Genomic DNA, 19798 nt, shown 5'->3' on the forward strand with positions numbered 1-19798 from the left:
ACAAAAGCTTTGCTACATACCCACCACCTGCATTAAGTATTGTGCAGTCTGCAGCATCAATCGTGTTGGAAAGAGTAGGGCGGGCGTTGCCCGCCTGAATTCCTGGCAGGAATTCTTTGAATGGCGTCACTCCTCATTCAAAGACTTCTTGTTTGTTGGCATTGATATGCTGACTTATTGCGCTTAACCCGAACCGTGTTGCAGCTTGCCGGTTATTACAAACCGCGCATGCACTGAGCGCTGAAGTTTGTGCATAAAATTCGTACTGTAAATTGCAGGAAAAAAGACCATGACCATGAATACTCAATACCGTAAAAACCTCCCCGGCAGTGTGCTGGATTATTTTGATGCACGCGAGGCGGTCAATGCCATTGAGCCAGGTGCCTATGAAAAGCTGCCTTATACCTCGCGCATTCTGGCCGAGCAGCTGGTGCGCCGCTGTGAGCCGGACGCGCTGACCGATTCCTTGAAGCAGCTGATTTATCGCAAGCGTGATCTGGACTTCCCCTGGTATCCGGCCCGTGTGGTAACCCACGACATTCTCGGTCTGACCGCGCTGGTGGACCTGGCCGGTCTGCGTGATGCCATTGCCGCCAAGGGTGGCGATCCGTCCAAGGTCAACCCAGTGGTACAAACCCAGCTGATTGTTGACCACTCCTTGGCCGTTGAGTGTGGCGGTTTTGACCCCGATGCCTTCCAGAAGAACCGTGAAATCGAAGACCGTCGCAACGAAGACCGTTTTCACTTTATCGACTGGACCAAGACCGCGTTCGACAACGTGGACGTTATTCCGGCCGGTAACGGCATCATGCACCAGATCAACCTGGAAAAAATGTCGCCCGTGGTGCAGGTGCGTGAAGGCGTGGCCTTCCCGGATACCTGTGTTGGTACCGATAGTCATACGCCGCATGTGGATGCACTGGGCGTGATTTCTGTCGGTGTGGGTGGTTTGGAAGCTGAAACCGTGATGCTTGGCCACCCGTCCATGATGCGTCTGCCGGATATCGTCGGAGTCGAGCTGACCGGCAAGCGCCAGCCGGGCATTACCGCAACTGACATCGTATTGGCGCTGACCGAATTCCTGCGCACCGAGCGTGTAGTGGGTGCCTATGTCGAGTTCTTTGGCGAGGGTGCCGACAGCCTGTCCATTGGTGACCGTGCCACCATCTCCAACATGACGCCTGAGTATGGTGCCACTGCGGCGATGTTCTACATCGACGGCCAGACCATCGACTATTTGCGCCTGACCGGTCGCGACCCCAAGCAGATCGAGCTGGTTGAACAGTACGCCAAACACACCGGCCTGTGGGCAGACAGCCTGAAAACCGCCGAATACGAGCGTGTGCTGAAGTTTGACCTGTCCACTGTTGGCCGCAACATTGCCGGCCCGTCCAACCCGCACGCCCGTGTTTCCACCAGCGATCTGGCGGCCAAAGGCATTGCCGGCAATCTGGAGGCCGCGCGCGCACAGGAAGCTGAGGGCCTGATGCCCGATGGCGCGGTGATTATTGCCGCCATTACTTCCTGTACCAACACCTCCAACCCGCGCAACGTGGTGGCGGCTGGCCTGCTGGCGAAAAAAGCCAACGAGCTGGGCCTGACCCGCAAGCCCTGGGTCAAGTCGTCTTTTGCGCCAGGCTCCAAAGTAGCCGAGCTATATCTGAAAGAGGCCGATCTGCTGGGTGACATGGAAAAGCTCGGCTTTGGCATCGTCGGTTTTGCCTGTACTACCTGTAACGGCATGAGCGGTGCCCTGGACCCTGTGATTCAGCAGGAAATCATCGACCGCGACCTCTACGCCACCGCGGTGCTGTCGGGTAACCGCAACTTTGACGGCCGTATTCACCCCTATGCCAAACAAGCGTTTTTGGCCTCGCCACCGCTGGTAGTGGCCTATGCGATTGCTGGTACCATCCGCTTTGATATCGAGCAGGATGTGCTGGGCGTGGTGGATGGCAAGGAAATCCGCCTGAAAGACATCTGGCCCAGCGATGAAGAAATCGACGCCATCGTCAACAAATACGTCAAGCCCGAGCAGTTCAACCAGATTTACATCCCGATGTTTGACATGGAAGCCGCCGAGCGTGCGCCAAGCCCGCTGTATGACTGGCGTCCAATGAGTACCTATGTGCGCCGTCCGCCTTACTGGGAAGGTGCGCTGGCCGCGCCTCGCACCATGAAGGGCATGCGTCCGCTGGCGCTGTTGCCGGACAACATCACCACCGACCACCTATCGCCATCCAACGCGATTATGATGGATTCAGCGGCGGGTGAATATCTGCACAAAATGGGCCTGCCGGAGGAGGACTTCAACTCCTACGCTACCCACCGTGGTGACCACCTGACCGCCCAGCGTGCCACCCTGGCCAACCCCAAGCTGCTCAACGAGATGGTGCGCAACGAGGATGGTAGCGTGAAGCAGGGTTCGCTGGCCCGTGTCGAGCCGGAAGGCGAAGTCATGCGCATGTGGGAAGCCATTGAGACCTACATGAATCGCAAGCAGCCGCTGATCATCATTGCCGGTGCCGACTACGGTCAGGGCTCGTCCCGTGACTGGGCCGCCAAGGGTGTGCGTCTGGCCGGTGTTGAGGTCATCGTGGCCGAGGGCTTTGAGCGCATCCACCGCACCAACTTGGTTGGCATGGGTGTGTTGCCACTGCAGTTCAAGGAAGGCACCAACCGCCTGACGCTGAAACTGGACGGCACCGAGACCTATGACGTTGAAGGTACTCCTGCGCCGCTGGCCGAGCTGACTTTGGTGGTTAACCGCGCTAACGGTGAGAAGGTTGAGGTACCTGTGATTTGCCGTCTGGATACTGCCGATGATGTGGAAGTATATGAGGCAGGTGGTGTGTTGCAGAAATTTGCCAAGGACTTTTTGGGGGAGTGATGGTTTTTTAGCTTTGGTGCTGTGGGTGACCGGGATGACGCTACGCAAAACTACGCAGCCAGTTTGAACAAGTTCAAACCTGGCAGCTGAGGTTTTGCTCCGGTCATCCCGGTCACCCAAATGCGCACCGCGCTGAGGGGGAGGGAGTGGCACGGCTTTGCCGTGCTGCTGTCGCGGTTTCTTCTGATGCCTTTGCGTGTAGAAGAATTTTACGCAGCGGTTTCGGGGAGTCCGGGGGGAGACTGGAGCAAGCACCAGCAGTCAGGTTTGAACCTGTTCAAACTGGCTGCGTCGGCTTGCGGAACGTCTCAGCCGGACTCCAGCACGCCTCTCCCCCCTCCACCCCGAAAATTGCGTTTTACACAGAATTCGCAGGGCGGGTTGGTGAAGGCTGTAGCAAGCATCAGCTCGTGTGCCGAAGCTTGCTTCGGCGCATGAGCGTCAGCTTGCGGAAGCCTTCACCAACCATCAGCCCCAACACAAATCTACAAACAAGCTATTGCACGGAAAATAACTATGTCTTTTGTACCTCAAGTAAAAATTCCCGCTACCTATATGCGTGGCGGTACCAGTAAGGGCGTGTTCCTGCGCGTGCAGGATTTGCCCGAGCGTGCGCAGGTTGCTGGTGAAGCACGTGATAACCTGCTGCTGCGCATCATTGGCAGTCCTGACCCTTATGGCAAGCAAATTGATGGCTTGGGTAACGGCAGTTCCAGTACCAGTAAAAGCGTGCTGCTAAGCAAAAGCAGTCAGCCCGGTCACGATGTGGATTACCTCTTTGGCCAGGTGGCAATTGACCGCCCCTTTGTTGATTGGAGCGGCAACTGCGGCAACCTTACCGCTGCGGTAGGCTCGTTTGCGATTAGTAACGGCTTGGTCGATGCCGACAAGATTCCAGAAAATGGCATCTGCACGGTTAATATCTGGCAGGTCAATATCCAGAAAACCATTGTCGCCCACGTGCCCATTACCAATGGCCAAGTGCAGGAAACCGGTGATTTCGAGCTGGATGGCGTAACTTTCCCAGCGGCTGAAGTTGAAATCGAGTTTCTGGACCCAGCGGATGCAACAGGTTCGATGTTCCCGACAGGCAATCTTGTCGACAGCTTGGATGTGCCCGGTGTTGGCACGTTGCAAGCCACGTTGATTAACGCGGGCATCCCAACAATTTTCGTTAATGCTGGCGATATTGGCTATACCGGCACTGAGCTGCAAAGCGATATCAACAGTGATAAAGACGCGTTAGCCAAGTTTGAGTTGATTCGTGCTTACGGTGCCGTAAAGATGGGACTGATTAAAGACGTGTCTGAAGCCGCCACCCGTCAGCACACGCCTAAAGTAGCGTTTGTTGCACCGCCGGTCAGCTATGTGTCTTCCAGTGGTAAGCCGGTTAACGCTGCTGATATTGATGTGCTGGTGCGTGCGTTGTCGATGGGTCAATTGCACCATGCCATGATGGGCACGGCTGCTGTGGCGATTGGTACAGCCGCCTCGATTCCCGGTACTTTGGTGAACCTAGCCGCCGGTGGCGGTGAGCGCCAAACGGTGCGCTTTGGTCATCCGTCCGGCACATTGCGTGTGGGTGCGCAAGCGGCTGAAGTGGACGGCCAGTGGCAAGCTAAAAAAGCCATTATGAGTCGCAGCGCGCGCGTTTTGATGGAAGGTTGGGTGCGCGTTCCTGGTGATTGCTTCTGATACTTAATATAAATATAAACAAGTTTCCGCTTTAGCGCTCCTTTGTGGGCGCTTTTTTTTTGCCTGTTAAAGTACCACCAAGCGTGTTCTAATCTGCAGTAGGTGCACTGATACAGTCTTTAATACTTTAAGGTTTGTTATGTTTAATTTACTTAGTATCCAAAGCAAAATGACCGCCACCGTGCAAGAGGTGGCGCAAAATGCTTTGCTGGCTTCCGAAGCAGCGCAAACAGCAGAGCATGAAAGTCAAACCGGTACTCGCGTGGTAACGCAAACGCAAGCCAGCATCCAATCACTGGTGACAGAAGTGGAACAGGCGGCTCAGTTTATGCAGGTGGTGCGTGATGACAGTCAGCAGATCAATGGCATATTAGAGGTGATTCGTGGCATCGCTGAACAAACTAACTTGCTGGCGTTAAACGCTGCGATTGAGGCGGCGCGCGCAGGTGAGCAAGGTCGCGGGTTTGCTGTGGTAGCGGATGAGGTGCGTAATTTGGCGCAGCGCACCCAGGGCTCCACTAAAGAAATTGATGAGATGATAGAGAGGCTCCAGCAAAGCGTCAGCAATGCGGCGACTACCATGCAGCAGGGGCGCGAGAAAGCGTTAACCGGTGTCGAGTCCGTTCAGCAAGCCAATGACGCGCTGATACGCATTGCTGAGCAGGTGACACGCATTAACGATATGAACGCCAGTATTGCCAGCGCTGCAGAAGAACAATCGGCTGTGGCAGAAGAAATTGACCGCAATGTGGTCAATATTAATGACATTTCTCGCGAAGTTAATGAGGGTACGGCGCAAACGAATAGTGCTAGCCAAGAGTTGGCGCAGTTAGCAGAAGAGCTGCAGCGACAGGTACAGAGCTTTAAAGTGTAAATCGTAATTAATTAATGTAAGGGGTAATCCGTGCAGCATCCTGCCGAAGAATCACTGCTGGGCAAGCAAACAGGTTATGTCACGCAGTACGATGCCAGTTTGTTATTTCCTATCGAGCGTAGGTTTAAATGGCAAGCGTTTGGTATTGATGAAAATAACCTGCCTTATCAGGGCGTAGATATTTGGAATGCCTACGAGCTGTCTTGGCTTTTGCCTAGCGGCAAGCCGGTGGTTGCGATGGCAGAGATTCGAGTACCGGCGCATTCGCCCAACATTATTGAATCCAAGTCGTTTAAACTGTATTTGAACTCTCTTAATCAAAGCCGGTTTGCCAGCTTTGCAGAGGTGCAAGCAGTCATGAGTCGAGACTTGACTGCAATAGCGGGCGCGCCGGTGCAGGTATGGATTAAAACTCTGGCGCAAGCAGCCACCGAAGCTGTTGTTGAGCTACCTGGAATTTGTATAGATGAGCAGGACATCGCTATAAGTCAGTATGACCAGCCTAATGCCAGTTTGCTGCAATGCCGGCCGAGCAAGCAGGTAAAAGAAAGTTTGCACACCCATTTGTTGCGTTCAAGTTGCCCGGTTACCGGTCAACCCGACTGGGGTAGTTTGTGCGTTGAGTATCAAGGGGCTGCGTTATGTCATGCCAGTCTGCTGGCGTATGTAATCAGTTTTCGCCAGCATCAAGATTTTCATGAGCAGTGTGTTGAGCGAATATTTTTGGATTTGTATCAGTTATTACAGCCACAAAAGCTGACGGTGTTTGCGCGTTATTTACGCCGTGGCGGTTTGGATATTAACCCTTATCGCAGCACGCATTCCCTTGAGTTGGCTAACACACGCTTAGTACGTCAATAAAAAAGGCTAAGGCGTATCCGTGCGTCTTAGCCTTGTAGCTTGTAGGTTAGGTTACTGCAGGCTGGTTGGTAAACTGGCTTTGCGACGTAACTCAGTCCAGTTCTCGTAGCTTATTCCAGTATTGGCAGTGGTTACGCGGTCAAGAATCTCATAAAAATCCTGACGTGAAGGGTGTTTCATCACTACATCGCGCTGGTTGGCGCGCACAACATATACCGTCTGTGAGTTCTGGTGATCAAAAGCGCGCCACTGAGCTTTATCTTTTAATAGGCTGTATTCATGATCTTCTAGCGCGCGAATCACGTCACTGCTTTTGAAGCTATTGCTGCGCCGCGCGGCATCAGCCCATTGCTGCACTACGGTGTAGGCAGAAGCTGCCGCGCTAGAAGGTAGAATGCCGTACTTATTGTCAAAGTTTTTTACAAAGGCCATGCCTTTTTCTGATTTTTCTAGCTCTGGAGCGCGCCAAATCCAGTGCTCAACGCCGATAACGCCTTCCATTGCACCCGGGCCAGCACCTTCGATAGCCGTTTGAATTAAGTGCGGCACAACGATTTGCATTTTTTTCGTTAAACCCATGGAGTGGGCGATGCGCATGGCGCGTACCAAATCCTTGCCGTAAAGCACTAAAGCAAGAACCTGGGCATCACTGTGCTGCACCTGAGTGAGTGCATCGATAAAATCTGATTGCTTGGAGCTAGGAAAAGGCACGAGAATACGTGTGTGTTTACCCGTGTCGGTCGTGTTGGTGTTGGCTCTAATGGCAGATTCTGCGCTATGCCCCCAGCTATAGTCGGCTGTGATGTAAGCGTATTTTTTATTTGGGAAATGCTTGGATAAATAGCGTCCTAGTGCTTGACCTGTCATGGTAGCACTCGAGCTTTCGCGGAAAATGTATTTATGCCCGTTTTCTACGGTCACATCATCGGCATAACCGATGGTGGCAAAATATATCGTCTTACCTTGCTGCGCACGTTTACCTGCCGCGACTGCTTCTGCGCTGGAAACGCTACCGAAAACCATGGCAGCACCATCGCGAATAAACTGGTCAACGTTATTGGCTGCTTTTTCAGGTCGTGCAGAGGAATCACGACTGTTAAGTTGTACGGAGTGTCCGAGCAGTCCACCCTGTGCATTAATTTCTTCAATGGCCATTAATGCGCCGCGCATCTGCGCCAAACCTTCTTCCTTGTAAGCTCCGGTGCGAGGATAAGTCAGTCCGATTATTACCGATTCAGCTGCAAACGCTAGAGTGTTTGTACAGAGGTAAAGAGCGCTTAAAATTATTATTCTAAACAAGGCATGCTCCTTGGGAGTTGTTGTTATTGATTTACGTTTAAGCATATTGAGCTTGCTGGTTTGCAGCAATAGCCGGATGCTGACCATTAGTCGTATTTTGGTCGCTTTTTTCGATGAGCTGTTAAGTGGTCCGCACAATTGTGTAGTGGCAATTGCACAGCACGGACTGCTTGCGCAGGCACGCCAAATTTACTATGAGGTTATAACCAAACAATCTACTGATTTATGGCTTTGAATACCGTTTAAGCAGGATTGTCGTTATCATGGATGCATTTTTTGATGCACTTGGAAACCCTATGCACGTTCAATATCCCACTTTAGCCGATTGTATTGGCAACACGCCTTTGGTGCGTTTGCAGCGCCTTGGCCAGGAGTCAGGTAATACGTTGTTAGTTAAGCTTGAAGGCAATAATCCCGCTGGTTCGGTAAAAGATCGTCCAGCACTGTCCATGATCGAGCGCGCTGAGCGTCAGGGACGTATTCGGCCGGGTGATACGCTTATTGAAGCAACCTCGGGCAATACCGGTATTGCGTTGGCGATGGTGGCGGCTATCAAAGGCTATCGCATGGTGCTGATTATGCCGGAAAGCTCCACAGCTGAGCGTAAAACCGCGATGACAGCCTATGGCGCGCAGTTGATTTTAGTGGAGTCTATGGAAGCAGCGCGTGACTTAGCATTGGCAATGCAAGCGGACGGGCAGGGTAAGGTGCTGGATCAGTTTGCTAACCAAGATAATCCTCGTGCGCATTATCAGGGTACTGGTCCAGAAATATGGCAGCAAACCCATGGCCAAATCACCCACTTTATTAGCGCTATGGGCACGACCGGCACCATTATGGGCGTGTCGAAATACCTTAAAGAGCAAAATTCGGCGATTCAAATTATCGGTTTACAGCCCGATGCCAATGCCAGTATTCCTGGAATACGTCGCTGGCCTGAGACGTATTTGCCAAGTATTTATGAGCAGGAGCGTGTGGACCGCGTGATCGATCTGTGCCAAGCAGAAGCCGAAAACTGCATGCGTCGTTTAGCGCGTGAGGAAGGAATTTTTTGTGGTGTATCATCCGGTGGTGCAGTGGCAGCGATGTTGCAAGTGGCGCAAGAAGTAGAAAATGCGGTGCTGGTGGCCATTATTTGCGATCGTGGTGATCGTTATCTTTCCAGTGGCGTATTCAATAGCGAGTCAATATGAAGCGGCAACAGCAAAGCGGGCTACGTTTTCAGCCAGCCCGTGGCGTGCAACAAACAGATTTGCCTGTTGGTAAAAAACAGCCGCTTAGTATTGAGCGCTTAGCTCATGATGGCCGAGGCATTGCTTTTCATGCTGGGCGCACCTGGTTCGTTAGTGGTGCTATGCCGGGTGAGCTGGTAGTCGCGCGAGTGTTGAGCGTACGCAACAAAATAGTAGAGGCGCAGATTGTTGAGGTGCCGCAAGCATGCAGTAATAGGCAACAGCCTTTTTGTGCGGTGGCAGGGCGTTGTGGTGGTTGTACGTTGCAGCACATGCCTATTAATGAGCAGCGCGAGTTCAAACAAGCTTACATTGCTGAGCAAATGCAACGCGCAGGGGTTGAGGTGGGGGAGTGGTTTGCTACCCTGCAAGGCAGTGAACAGGGTTATCGTCGCCGTACACGCATTGCAGTGAAGCCGAACAAACAGGGGCTGTTACAGGTGGGTTTTCGTGCCTTGGCCTCGCAGCAAATTGTTGAAACAACCCAGTGCCCAATTCTGGTTGAGCCTTTACAAAAACTGTATGCCGAACTTGTCCCCTTTATTAAAACGCTTAAGCAAACTAGAGCCATAGGGCATTTAGAGTTGTTTTACGGTAATCAACCGGCATTGCTGGTGCGCTTAACCCAAGCACTTAACAATGAAGACCAACAACGGTTGCGTGATTTCTGTCAACAGCAGCACACTCAGCTCTGGTGGCAAACTCAGGCCGAGCCTTATCCAGACAATGAAGGTGATACCCTGTATTACGAGCTGCAACCCTATGATTTGCAGATTGATTATCAACCCGGTGACTTTGTGCAGGTAAACGCTGAGGTTAATTTAGCCATGGTGCAGCAAGCGCTTGCATGGTTGGATTTGCACAGCGATGATCAAGTGCTGGATTTATTCTGTGGTTTGGGCAATTTTAGTTTGCCGATGGCGCGCACTGTTGCCTCGGTGGTGGCGGTGGAGGGTGTTGAGTCGATGGTTAAACGCGCGCAACACACCGCTAAACGCCAAGGGTTGCAGCATGTTGAGTTCCATCATTTTGATTTATCCCAGCCCCTAAGCCAGGCTGCTTGGATGCAGCAAAAGTTTACCGTGGTTGTTTTAGATCCACCGCGTGAAGGTGCGGCGCAAGCAGTGGAGCAATTAACGAAAGTGGCTGCCAAAAAGATTTTATATGTATCCTGTAATCCTGCCACACTGGCTCGCGATGCTGCGGTATTACAGGCGCAGGGATACCAGCTTCAGCGTTTGGCTGCGCTGGATATGTTCAGTCAAACAGGGCATGTTGAAGCCATGGCTTTGTTTGTTCGTCAGTCGTTAAGTCGTTATTAAGGAAAACCTATGGTACAGGTTCGCTCACAACACCCACTTAATGCGGATGGTAGTATAGATTTGCCGCGTTGGGTCGCGCACCTACTGGAAGTGGATGAAGATTTAAACGCTGCTAATTTGTTGCAAGCGTGCGAGTTTGCCCGTGATGCAGAGCTTAAAGCGCATGCTGCACAAAATATTTGGCCAGATGGCAGCTCCAGCTTACAAGCCGGTCTAGAAATTGCGCAAATTTTGGTTGATTTAAAGCTCGACGAGGAAACTCTTATCGCCGCAATCTTGTACCGCACGGTGCGAGAAAATAAAGCGACTATCATGGAAGTAGAGCAGCAGTTTGGCAGCACAGTGGCTAAGCTGATTGATGGCGTGCTGCGCATGGCGGCAATTAGTGCCAGCTTAAACCCACGTCAATCGGTTGTGCTTAATGCCCAGGCTCAGGTAGAGAACTTGCGCAAAATGCTGGTGGCTATGGTTGATGATGTGCGTGTCGCATTGATCAAGCTGGCGGAGCGCACCTGTGCGATTCGAGCGGTGAAAAATGCGCCAGAAGACAAACGTTATCGGGTGGCGCGCGAGGTGTTTGATATCTATGCACCCTTGGCGCACCGCTTAGGTATTGGTCACATCAAGTGGGAGTTGGAGGATCTGTCGTTTCGCTACTTGGAGCCTGAGCAATATATGCACATTGCTGGCTTGCTGCATGAAAAGCGTATGGACCGACAGAACTTTATCCGCGATGTGGTACAGCAGCTTGAAACCGAAATGCAGGAAGCAGGAATAGAGGCGCAAATCAGTGGCCGGGTTAAACATATCTATTCCATCTGGCGCAAAATGCAGAATAAAAACCTGCGCTTTAGTGAGATTTATGATGTGCGTGCGGTGCGGATTTTGGTGCCGGAGGTGCGTGATTGTTACGCCGTGCTGGGGATTGTGCACTCGCTATGGAAGCATATTGCTCGCGAGTTCGATGACTATATTGCCAACCCAAAAGAAAACGGCTACCGCTCGTTGCATACGGCGGTGATAGGGCCCGAAGGCAAGGTGCTAGAAGTACAGATTCGCACCACTGAGATGCACGAAGAAGCTGAGCTTGGAGTATGTGCCCACTGGCGCTACAAAGGCACTGATACACAGGGGCGTTCAGATCATTATGAAGAAAAAATTGCGTGGTTGCGCCAAGTGCTTGAGTGGCATGAAGAGTTGGGTGATATAGGTGGTTTGGCGGACCAACTGCAGGTCGATATAGAGCCCGATCGGGTCTATGTTTTTACCCCAGATGGGCATGCGATTGATTTGCCTAAAGGCTCTACGCCGCTGGATTTTGCCTACCGTGTGCATACTGAAATCGGGCACAATTGCCGTGGCGCAAAAATCAATGGCCGCATCGTGCCACTAAGCTATAACTTGAAAACCGGTGAGCAGGTTGAAATTATCACCGGTAAAAACGGTGCGCCCAGTCGTGACTGGCTCAATACCAACCTAGGTTACGTAAATACCGCCCGCGCCAGAGCTAAAATAGTACACTGGTTTAAGCTGCAAGACCGTGAACAGAATGTTGCAGCGGGTCGGCAAATGCTCGAGCGAGAACTCACTCGGCTGGCTTTAATGCCCGTTGACTTTGAGCAGCTAGCTGAGCGTTGCAATGTTAAAGCCAGTGAAGATTTGTTTGCGGCTATTGGTGCGGGAGATCTGCGCTTAGCTCATGCGGTTGGCTTGGCTCAGCAGCTGCAAGAAGGTGGCAGTCGTAGCCAGCACGTCGAGCTTATTCCGCGCAAGCCCACCGTGCATACGAGCAGTCGTAGTGACGAAGTACGTATTGAAGGGGTGGGTAACCTGTTAACGCAGATGGCCGGTTGTTGCCAGCCTGTGCCGGGCGAACCTATTGTGGGTTATATCACCCAAGGACGTGGCGTCACCATTCACCGTCAAGACTGTCCGACCGTTTTACAACTCAGTGAGCGCGAGCCAGAGCGTGTCATTCAGGTGAGTTGGGGCAGTGAACCGGTTAAGACCTATCCGGTGGATGTGCTTATTCAAGCCTATGATCGCGCTGGTTTGTTGAGTGATATTTTGCAGGTGTTGTTTAACGAAAAAGTTAACGTGGTAGCGCTGAATACCAGCACCAGCAAGGAAGATGGCTCTGCATTAATAGAGTTGACGATTGAAGTGCCGGGCTTGGATATTCTAAGCCGTATGCTCGGCCGCATCGCTCAGCTGCCTAACGTGATAGAAGCGCGGCGTAAGCGCACCTAGTTTTTCGAGTAGAGCGTTAGTAACCCCTAACGCTCTATTGCTAACTGCAACTAATCCGCCCGCTTCGGTGATAGCAGCTCGATTTTATAGCCGTCTGGATCTTCAACGAACGCCAGAATGCTATTGCCGTGCATCATTGGGCCTGGCTCGCGGGTGATTTTACCGCCACGGGCACGAATGTCCTCACAGGCTTTGTACACATCGGGCACCTCTAGGGCGATATGTCCGTAGCCGTCACCCAGAACATAGCTAGTGGTGTCCCAGTTATGGGTTAGCTCAATCACGGCATTCTCTGCTTCGCTGCCATAACCAACAAAGGCAAGGGTGAACTTACCTTCGGGGTAATCTTTACGGCGCAGCAGTTGCATGCCTAAGACCTCAGTATAAAACGCCAGCGACTTGTCTAAATCGCCCACTCTAAGCATGGTGTGTAGAATACGCATGGTATGTCTCCTCATTCAAAAAACAAAGCCCCAATGAAGGGGCTTTGTAATGATAGCTATGCAGTAAAATCAGCTGCAAGCCAATGTATTACAACAGGTTACGCCCTTTGCTGGCAGCAATGCGCAAGCGTAATGCGTTGAGCTTGATAAAGCCCTCAGCGTCTTGCTGATCGTACGCGCCGGCGTCGTCTTCAAAGGTGGCTACAGCGGCGTCAAACAGTGAGTCGTCGGACTTGCGACCAACCACCATGATGTTGCCTTTGTACAGTTTTAAGCGCACCACACCGTTAACGTTGGCTTGCGAGGCATCAATCATCGCCTGCATCATGTGACGCTCTGGGCTCCACCAGTAGCCGTTATAAATCATCGTGGCGTACTTGGGCATCAGCTCGTCTTTCAAGTGCATCACTTCGCGGTCCAGAGTGATGGACTCAATTGCGCGGTGCGCTTTGAGCATAATGGTGCCACCGGGAGTTTCGTAGCAGCCACGGGCTTTCATGCCCACGTAGCGGTTTTCGACGATATCCACACGACCAATACCGTTATCGCCACCCACTTTATTCAGATAGGTCAGCACTTGCGCTGGGCTCATGTCGACGCCATCAATGGCAACGATGTCACCTTTGCGGTAGGTCAATTCAATATAGGTAGGTGTGTTGGGTGCGTTTTCTGGCGAAACACTCCAGCGCCACATTTCTTCTTCGTGCTCGCTCCAGGTATCTTCTAACACGCCACCTTCATAGGAGATGTGCAGCAGGTTAGCATCCATGGAGTAGGGGGATTTCTTGCCGTGACGCTCAATAGGAATATTGTGCTGCTCTGCGTAGGCCAGCAGTTTTTCACGCGAGAGTAAATCCCACTCACGCCATGGTGCAATGACTTTCACGCCTGGTTTAAGTGCATAAGCACCCAGCTCAAAACGAACTTGGTCGTTGCCTTTTCCGGTCGCGCCGTGAGAAATAGCGTCTGCGCCGGTCTCGTTAGCAATTTCTACCAAACGCTTGGCAATCAGCGGACGGGCAATGGAGGTGCCGAGCAGGTATTCGCCTTCGTAAATGGTATTGGCGCGGAACATGGGGAACACAAAGTCGCGCACAAACTCTTCACGCAGGTCGTCAATATAGATTTCTTTGACGCCCAGCGCTTGGGCCTTGGTACGCGCTGGCTCAACTTCTTCGCCCTGACCTAAGTCAGCGGTGAAGGTAACGATTTCGCACTGATAGGTATCTTGCAACCATTTAAGAATAACCGAGGTGTCCAAGCCGCCTGAATAGGCCAGAACTACCTTTTTAATATCGGACATGCCTTAGCTCCAAAGGATTACGCAGAGAATAAAACCGCTATTCTACTGCGCAACGCCATAAAATTATAGGTGGAAGGTGAAAAACGGGTTGCTTTTTTAGCCTTGGCTAGCGTTTTGGCTGGTTAAACAAACACTGTGCCTTTACCACTACTTAATTTTGACACAGCTCTAGCTGCAAAGCTGCGCGCACGCAATAAATGATGCCCTCATCAATACGTCCAGCGAACTGATTGGCAATCTGTGCGGCGCTTGGCAGCTCGTCTTCAGTGGCAAGAAAAGCATCCTGAACCTCATCTAAGAGCTCTTCGGGCAGGTCAAGTGCCTGCTCAAGACTGAGTTGTTCGCTGGCAATGGCTTGCGCCAGATGGCTGTATACGCTTTTTAGGGCGCATTGTTGTTGCTGGGCAATTTGCTGGGGTGTCATGCCATTGAGCGCCAAGGTGATAATTTCGTGACGGACATCTTGGCTGTATGCAGCTGGTGTTTCACTGGTTTCAGAGTTTTGGAAAATAGCTAAGAAATCAGCACCATAACGCTCTAGTTTGACTGCGCCGACGCCGCTCACTTCCGCCATATCGCTGAGATCCTCGGGCTGGCGGCGAAGCATTTCTAATAAAGTGGTGTCGGAAAAAATAACAAAAGGAGGCACGTTTTGCTCTTCGGCCAATTTGCGGCGCAAGGCACGTAACCGTTCCCACTGTGGTTGCTCACTGTCACGTACCAATTGGCTGGCGCCGCTCTTGCGTGGGGTGCTGGAGGTGGTCTGCGGCAGTTCTTGGCGCAACTGCAGCTGCACTTCGCCGCGCAGTAAGGGGCGGCATTGCTCGGCGAGGCGTAAACCACCAAAACCCTCTACATCAACATCGACTAGACCGCGTGCAACCAGTTGACGAAACACAGAGCGCCACTGATGTTCGCTGAGTGCTTTACCGATGCCAAATACAGATAAGTGTTGATGGCCCATGGAGCGCACGCGATCGTTTTCCCGTCCCAGCAATACATCAATTAAATGGCCAACGCCGTACCGCTGTTCAGTACGGAAAATCGTAGACAAGGCTTGGCGTGCCGCTTCAGTGGCATTCCACTGTTGTGGAGGTTCAGCGCAGTTGTCGCAATTACCGCAGGGTTCTGGCAGTTGCTCGTCAAAGTAGGCCAATAGTGTTTGGCGGCGGCAACGCACTTCTTCACACAGCGCTAGCATGGCATCAAGTTTGTGTTGCTCCACACGCTTAAAACGCTCATCGCCATCGGAGTTGGCGAGCATCTGCTTTAAAAACAGCATGTCTTGTAAGCCATACACCATCCAAGCGTCGGCGGGTAAACCATCACGCCCTGCGCGACCGGTTTCTTGGTAGTAACCTTCAATGGATTTAGGCAGGTCTAGGTGGGCCACAAAACGCACGTTGGATTTATCGATACCCATGCCAAAGGCAATGGTTGCTACCATGATAATGCCTTCTTCTTTGAGAAAGCGTTGCTGATTAAAAGCGCGCAGCTCATTGCTTAATCCAGCATGGTAAGGCAGGGCGGGATAGCCTTTTTCTAATAGAAATTCGGCGACACTTTCAACGCTTTTTCGCGATAGGCAATAAACAATACCGGCATCGCCTTGGCGGCTGGCAAGAAAATCTAATAACTGCTTGCGCGGGCTGTCTTTAGGAGTGATACGATAAAAGATGTTAGGTCGATCAAAACTGGAGACGAATTCCTGAGCTTGCTGTAACTGCAGGCGTTGAGCAATTTCTGTGCGCGTGCGCAAATCGGCGGTAGCGGTAAGGGCAATGCGTGGTACCTGAGGAAATAACTGTGCTAATTGTCCAAGCTGTAGGTATTCGGGGCGAAAGTCATGCCCCCATTGTGAAACGCAGTGAGCTTCATCGATAGCAAACAAGCTAATCGGCAACTGCTGTAAAAAACTGAGCGTTTGCGGCTGCATCAAACGTTCGGGGGCAAGGTAAAGTAGCTTGAGTTCATTGCGACGCAAACGATTAGCGGTTTCACGGCGCTCATCAACACTGGCGGCGGAATTTAAAGCAGCGGCACTGATACCCAGTGCTTCTAAGCTGCTGACCTGGTCCTGCATTAGGGCAATGAGGGGCGACACGACTATGGCGATGCCCTCACGCACTAGGGCAGGGATTTGATAGCACAGGGATTTACCGCCACCTGTGGGCATTAACACTAAAGCGTCCCCGCCATGACTAACGCGCTCGATAATAGCGGCTTGATGACCGCGAAAAGAGTCGTAACCAAAAACTGTTTTAAGGATATTAAGTGCCTGCTCGGCCATACTGCTCTCCCAAAGTAGGCTGGGCATTATACGTATACTTAGCTGAGATTGCTGCCGGTTTGGGTTATCAAGTTGCAGGCCAGCACTTTCAGATAGCAGCATCCAAGCCGTAAGTAGAGTTTTTAGCTATAGCAGTGCGGTTAAGGCTGGTCTACAATACAGCGGTTATAAACATATTCTTCTTTAGGTAAATGCCCATGTCTTTTACAGAGCAACTCTCCCGTTTGCGTACTTTTTTGGATTCTGATGAATTATACGAAGAAGCGCTCGACTACGTAGCCGCACACGGTTATCTGACAGCCTTGGCAATTTGCCCTGAAACCGTACTAGAAGATGAGTGGATGGCTGAGCTGTTTGCTGAGCCGCCCGTCTACAAAGATCAGGCGCAGAAAGACGATATCGAAAGCGCATTACGTCAGCTGAAATCGCATATCGAACGTCAGTTAGCCAGCGATGAAGAGTTTGTTCTGCCATGTGACTTGGACGTGGGCGATGAGCCTGAAGAGTCAGAGTTGCGTGGTTGGTGTATTGGCTTTATGGAAGGCGTATTTTTGCGTGAAGACATCTGGTTTGAAGAAGATGAAGATGAAGTCAGCGAGCTGCTGCTGCCTATAATGGTCGTGTCGGGCTTGTTTGATGAACAGCCGGATTTTGCTGAAATTGCTGAGGACTTGGACTTGCTGGACAGCATGGCTGCACAAATTCCAGAGCTGCTCACCACGCTGTTTTTGATTTGCCAAGCACCTGAAGAAAAGCCCGTATTGCTCAAAAAGCCAAGGTAAGCAGGTGCTTGCTGAGACGGCTTCTGTGAGAAGCTATTGCCCTCTTTAAAATGCCATGACCCCTAAAAAGCTTCTGGTTGCTAACCCGTTGTTACGCTATACGCTATTTGCAATTGGCTGCCTGAGTCTGGCTTTGGGAGTGTTGGGCATTTTCTTACCAATACTACCCACCACGCCGTTTATTTTATTAGCGGCAGCTTGTTTTGCCCGCAGCTCAGAATCCTTCTACCGTTGGATTACCTCTCATCCGCGTTTTGGCCCCATGATTGCTGATTATTTAGCGGGCAAAGGTCTGCCACTTAAAGCCAAACGCATGGCGATTACGCTGCTATGGATAAGCATTATCGCCGGCTGTTTGTGGGTGGACTTTATTTGGGCCAAGGTAGCTATGTTGTGTACCGCTACGGTGGTGAGCCTATACATCTGGCGACTGCCTACAGCGCGAACGCACTATCGGTAGTGCTAAGGAATTATTATTCCAGCTTTGCTGAGCATATCGCATAAACGAATGAGCGGCAGGCCGATTAAGCTGGTTGCATCCTCACCTTCGGTGGCGCGGAACAAGCTAATACCTAAACCCTCAGATTTGAAACTGCCGGCACAGTCCAGCGGCTGTTCACGCTCAATGTAACGGCTGACTTGTTCTGGGCTGAGGGTGCGGAAATGCACAGTGAAGGGCACGCAATCCACTTCAATGGTGCCGCTGGCGCTGTCGAGTAAGCACAGGCCGGTATAAAAAGTCACGCTACGTCCGCTAGCAGCAGTCAGCTGGGCGATGGCGGCAGCAGCAGTACCGGGTTTGCTTAAAATCTGCCCATCCAGTACGGCAACCTGATCTGAACCAATAATTAAATGTTGTAAAAACTGTGCACGCAAAGCGCGTGCTTTGGCGACCGCTAAGCGTTGTACCAGCATTTGTGGAGTTTCGTCAGCGAGTGGGCGCTCATCAATGTTGGGGCTGCAACTGGTGAAGGGTAGTTGGAGTCGTTGCAAAAGCTCGCGGCGGTAGACCGAGCTGGAGGCTAAAACAAGTGGGCGCATAGTGATAAAACCTAACTAATCTGTAATGGACTGCAAAGCGCGCCCAAGTTTCGGTTATACTATGGCGCATTTGGGCGGCAATGATCTAGAGGATTTTACATGTTCGATAATCTTAGCGAACGTCTCTCGCAAACACTACGTAATGTCACGGGTAAAGCGAAATTAACAGAAGACAACATTAAAGACACGCTACGTGAAGTACGCATGGCGTTATTGGAAGCTGATGTTGCATTACCTGTGGTGAAAGACTTTGTTAATGCGGTACGTGCTCGTGCGGTAGGTGCTGAAGTTTCGCGTAGCTTGTCGCCTGGTCAGGCGTTTTTAAAAATAGTCCAAGCTGAATTAGAAAGCATGATGGGTGCAGCCAACGAAGAACTGTCCCTTAATGCTGCACCACCCGCTGTGGTGTTAATGGCTGGTTTGCAGGGTGCGGGTAAAACCACCACAGTGGCCAAGCTAGCCAAGCACTTACAGGAGCGCAAAAAGAAAAGCGTGATGGTGGTATCTGCCGACGTTTATCGCCCAGCAGCGATTAAACAGCTTGAAACGCTTGCCACTGAAGTGGGAGCAACCTTCTTTCCTTCAGATATTAGCCAGAAACCAGTTGATATTGCTCAGGCAGCCATTAAAGAAGCCAAGCTTAAGTTTATTGATGTGGTGCTGGTGGATACCGCGGGTCGTTTAGCTGTCGATGAAGAGTTAATGGCGGAAATAAGTGCTTTGCACGCTGCGGTTAATCCGATCGAAACCCTGTTTGTGGTTGATGCCATGACCGGTCAGGATGCTGCCAATACCGCCAAAGCCTTTAATGATGCCTTGCCGCTAACGGGTGTGGTGTTGACTAAGGTTGATGGTGATGCGCGTGGTGGTGCAGCCTTGTCAGTGCGTGCCATTACCGGCAAACCAATTAAGTTTTTGGGTATGGGTGAAAAAACTGATGCCCTAGAGCCTTTCCACCCTGATCGTATTGCATCGCGCATTTTGGGTATGGGTGATGTGCTCAGTTTAATTGAGCAGGCTGAGCAAAATCTGGATCGCGAAAAAGCTGAAAAACTCACTAAAAAGCTGAAAAAAGGCAAGGGATTTGACCTTGAAGACTTTCGTGATCAGCTGCAGCAAATGAACAATATGGGCGGCATGGGCGGTTTGTTGGAAAAGATGCCCAACATGGGCGGCATTAATCCAGCACAAATGCAGGGAATGCAAGGCAATGCCGAAAAACAGTTCAAGCAAATGGAGTCCATCATCAACTCCATGACGCCGCAAGAGCGCCGTAACCCTGACATTATCAGTGGTTCGCGCCGCCGACGTATTGCAATGGGTTCCGGAACCCAGGTGCAGGATGTGGGGCGCTTGATCAAGCAGCATAAGCAAATGCAGAAGATGATGAAGAAGTTCATGGGTAAAGGCATGGGCAAAATGATGCGCGGACTTGGTGGCATGCTGCCAGGTATGGGTGGCCTGCCTAAACGTTAAAGGCGTGCCTTTAGGGCAAATAAACCTTTGCAAAACCCGA

15 protein-coding genes are annotated in these 19798 nt (G+C 51.4%); 10 read left to right on the top strand and 5 right to left on the bottom strand.

Going from position 1 to position 19798, the window contains the following annotated elements; all coding sequences use genetic code 11:
* Nucleotides 1–295: 295 nt before the first annotated feature.
* The 4 genes from acnD (at nt 296) to queF (ending at nt 6320) form a co-directional block, all read left to right on the top strand.
* Entirely contained in the window at nt 296–2890 is a 2595-nt protein-coding gene (gene acnD / locus QEZ41_RS06825) for a Fe/S-dependent 2-methylisocitrate dehydratase AcnD (RefSeq protein ID WP_289410684.1), read from the top strand.
* Between the two features lie 516 nt (nt 2891–3406).
* Nucleotides 3407–4585: a 2-methylaconitate cis-trans isomerase PrpF gene (gene prpF, locus QEZ41_RS06830; protein ID WP_289410644.1), complete on the top strand. Its 1179-nt coding sequence runs from the start codon at nt 3407–3409 to the stop codon at nt 4583–4585.
* 139 nt (nt 4586–4724) lie between these two features.
* On the top strand, nt 4725–5459 hold the full coding sequence (locus QEZ41_RS06835; RefSeq protein ID WP_289410645.1) for a methyl-accepting chemotaxis protein: 735 nt from the start codon (nt 4725–4727) through the stop codon (nt 5457–5459).
* 30 nt (nt 5460–5489) lie between these two features.
* Nucleotides 5490–6320, top strand: coding sequence for an NADPH-dependent 7-cyano-7-deazaguanine reductase QueF (queF, locus tag QEZ41_RS06840; protein ID WP_289410646.1), 831 nt, complete (start codon nt 5490–5492; stop codon nt 6318–6320).
* 51 nt (nt 6321–6371) lie between these two features.
* Here the strand turns inward: queF and QEZ41_RS06845 are convergent, their stop codons facing one another.
* Entirely contained in the window at nt 6372–7619 is a 1248-nt protein-coding gene (locus QEZ41_RS06845; RefSeq protein WP_289410647.1) for an ABC transporter substrate-binding protein, read from the bottom strand.
* A 296-nt stretch (nt 7620–7915) separates the two neighbouring features.
* Between QEZ41_RS06845 and cysM the strand changes: the two genes are divergently transcribed.
* Genes cysM through relA form a run of 3 tightly spaced genes read left to right on the top strand, consistent with a single transcriptional unit; the run spans nt 7916 to nt 12423 of the window.
* A complete protein-coding gene (gene cysM, locus QEZ41_RS06850; RefSeq protein WP_289410648.1) occupies nt 7916–8812 on the top strand; it encodes a cysteine synthase CysM in 897 nt (298 codons plus the stop codon).
* The gene (gene rlmD, locus QEZ41_RS06855; protein ID WP_289410649.1) at nt 8809–10173 is read left to right on the top strand and encodes a 23S rRNA (uracil(1939)-C(5))-methyltransferase RlmD; all 1365 of its coding nucleotides are present in this window, start codon (nt 8809–8811) and stop codon (nt 10171–10173) included. The genes cysM and rlmD overlap by 4 nt, the downstream gene beginning before the upstream one ends.
* Before the next feature lie 9 nt (nt 10174–10182).
* Nucleotides 10183–12423: a GTP diphosphokinase gene (gene relA / locus QEZ41_RS06860; protein WP_289410650.1), complete on the top strand. Its 2241-nt coding sequence runs from the start codon at nt 10183–10185 to the stop codon at nt 12421–12423.
* 50 nt (nt 12424–12473) lie between these two features.
* Here relA and gloA read toward each other — a convergent pair whose 3' ends face one another.
* From gloA to recQ, 3 genes are all read right to left on the bottom strand, one after another.
* Nucleotides 12474–12866: a lactoylglutathione lyase gene (gene gloA, locus QEZ41_RS06865; RefSeq protein ID WP_289410651.1), complete on the bottom strand. Its 393-nt coding sequence runs from the start codon at nt 12864–12866 to the stop codon at nt 12474–12476.
* Between the two features lie 88 nt (nt 12867–12954).
* Complete coding sequence (locus QEZ41_RS06870) at nt 12955–14169, bottom strand: argininosuccinate synthase (RefSeq protein ID WP_289410652.1); 1215 nt, start codon at nt 14167–14169, stop codon at nt 12955–12957.
* Between the two features lie 151 nt (nt 14170–14320).
* Nucleotides 14321–16459 (bottom strand): DNA helicase RecQ, encoded by a 2139-nt coding sequence (gene recQ, locus QEZ41_RS06875; protein WP_289410653.1) that lies wholly within the window; start codon nt 16457–16459, stop codon nt 14321–14323.
* Nucleotides 16460–16656: 197 nt separating this feature from the next.
* On the opposite strand from recQ, the gene QEZ41_RS06880 reads away from it, so the two are divergent.
* Entirely contained in the window at nt 16657–17241 is a 585-nt protein-coding gene (locus tag QEZ41_RS06880; protein WP_289410654.1) for a UPF0149 family protein, read from the top strand.
* Nucleotides 17242–17296: 55 nt separating this feature from the next.
* Entirely contained in the window at nt 17297–17701 is a 405-nt protein-coding gene (locus QEZ41_RS06885; RefSeq protein ID WP_289410655.1) for a YbaN family protein, read from the top strand.
* A gap of 2 nt (nt 17702–17703) precedes the next feature.
* Here the strand turns inward: QEZ41_RS06885 and QEZ41_RS06890 are convergent, their stop codons facing one another.
* On the bottom strand, nt 17704–18282 hold the full coding sequence (locus tag QEZ41_RS06890; RefSeq protein WP_289410656.1) for a Maf family protein: 579 nt from the start codon (nt 18280–18282) through the stop codon (nt 17704–17706).
* Between the two features lie 99 nt (nt 18283–18381).
* Between QEZ41_RS06890 and ffh the strand changes: the two genes are divergently transcribed.
* Nucleotides 18382–19758 (top strand): signal recognition particle protein, encoded by a 1377-nt coding sequence (gene ffh / locus QEZ41_RS06895; protein WP_289410657.1) that lies wholly within the window; start codon nt 18382–18384, stop codon nt 19756–19758.
* Nucleotides 19759–19798: the final 40 nt, after the last annotated feature.

Origin of the sequence: Thiopseudomonas acetoxidans (genome assembly GCF_030362935.1) — a bacterium.
GTDB classification, from domain to species: Bacteria; Pseudomonadota; Gammaproteobacteria; order Pseudomonadales; family Pseudomonadaceae; genus Thiopseudomonas; species Thiopseudomonas acetoxidans.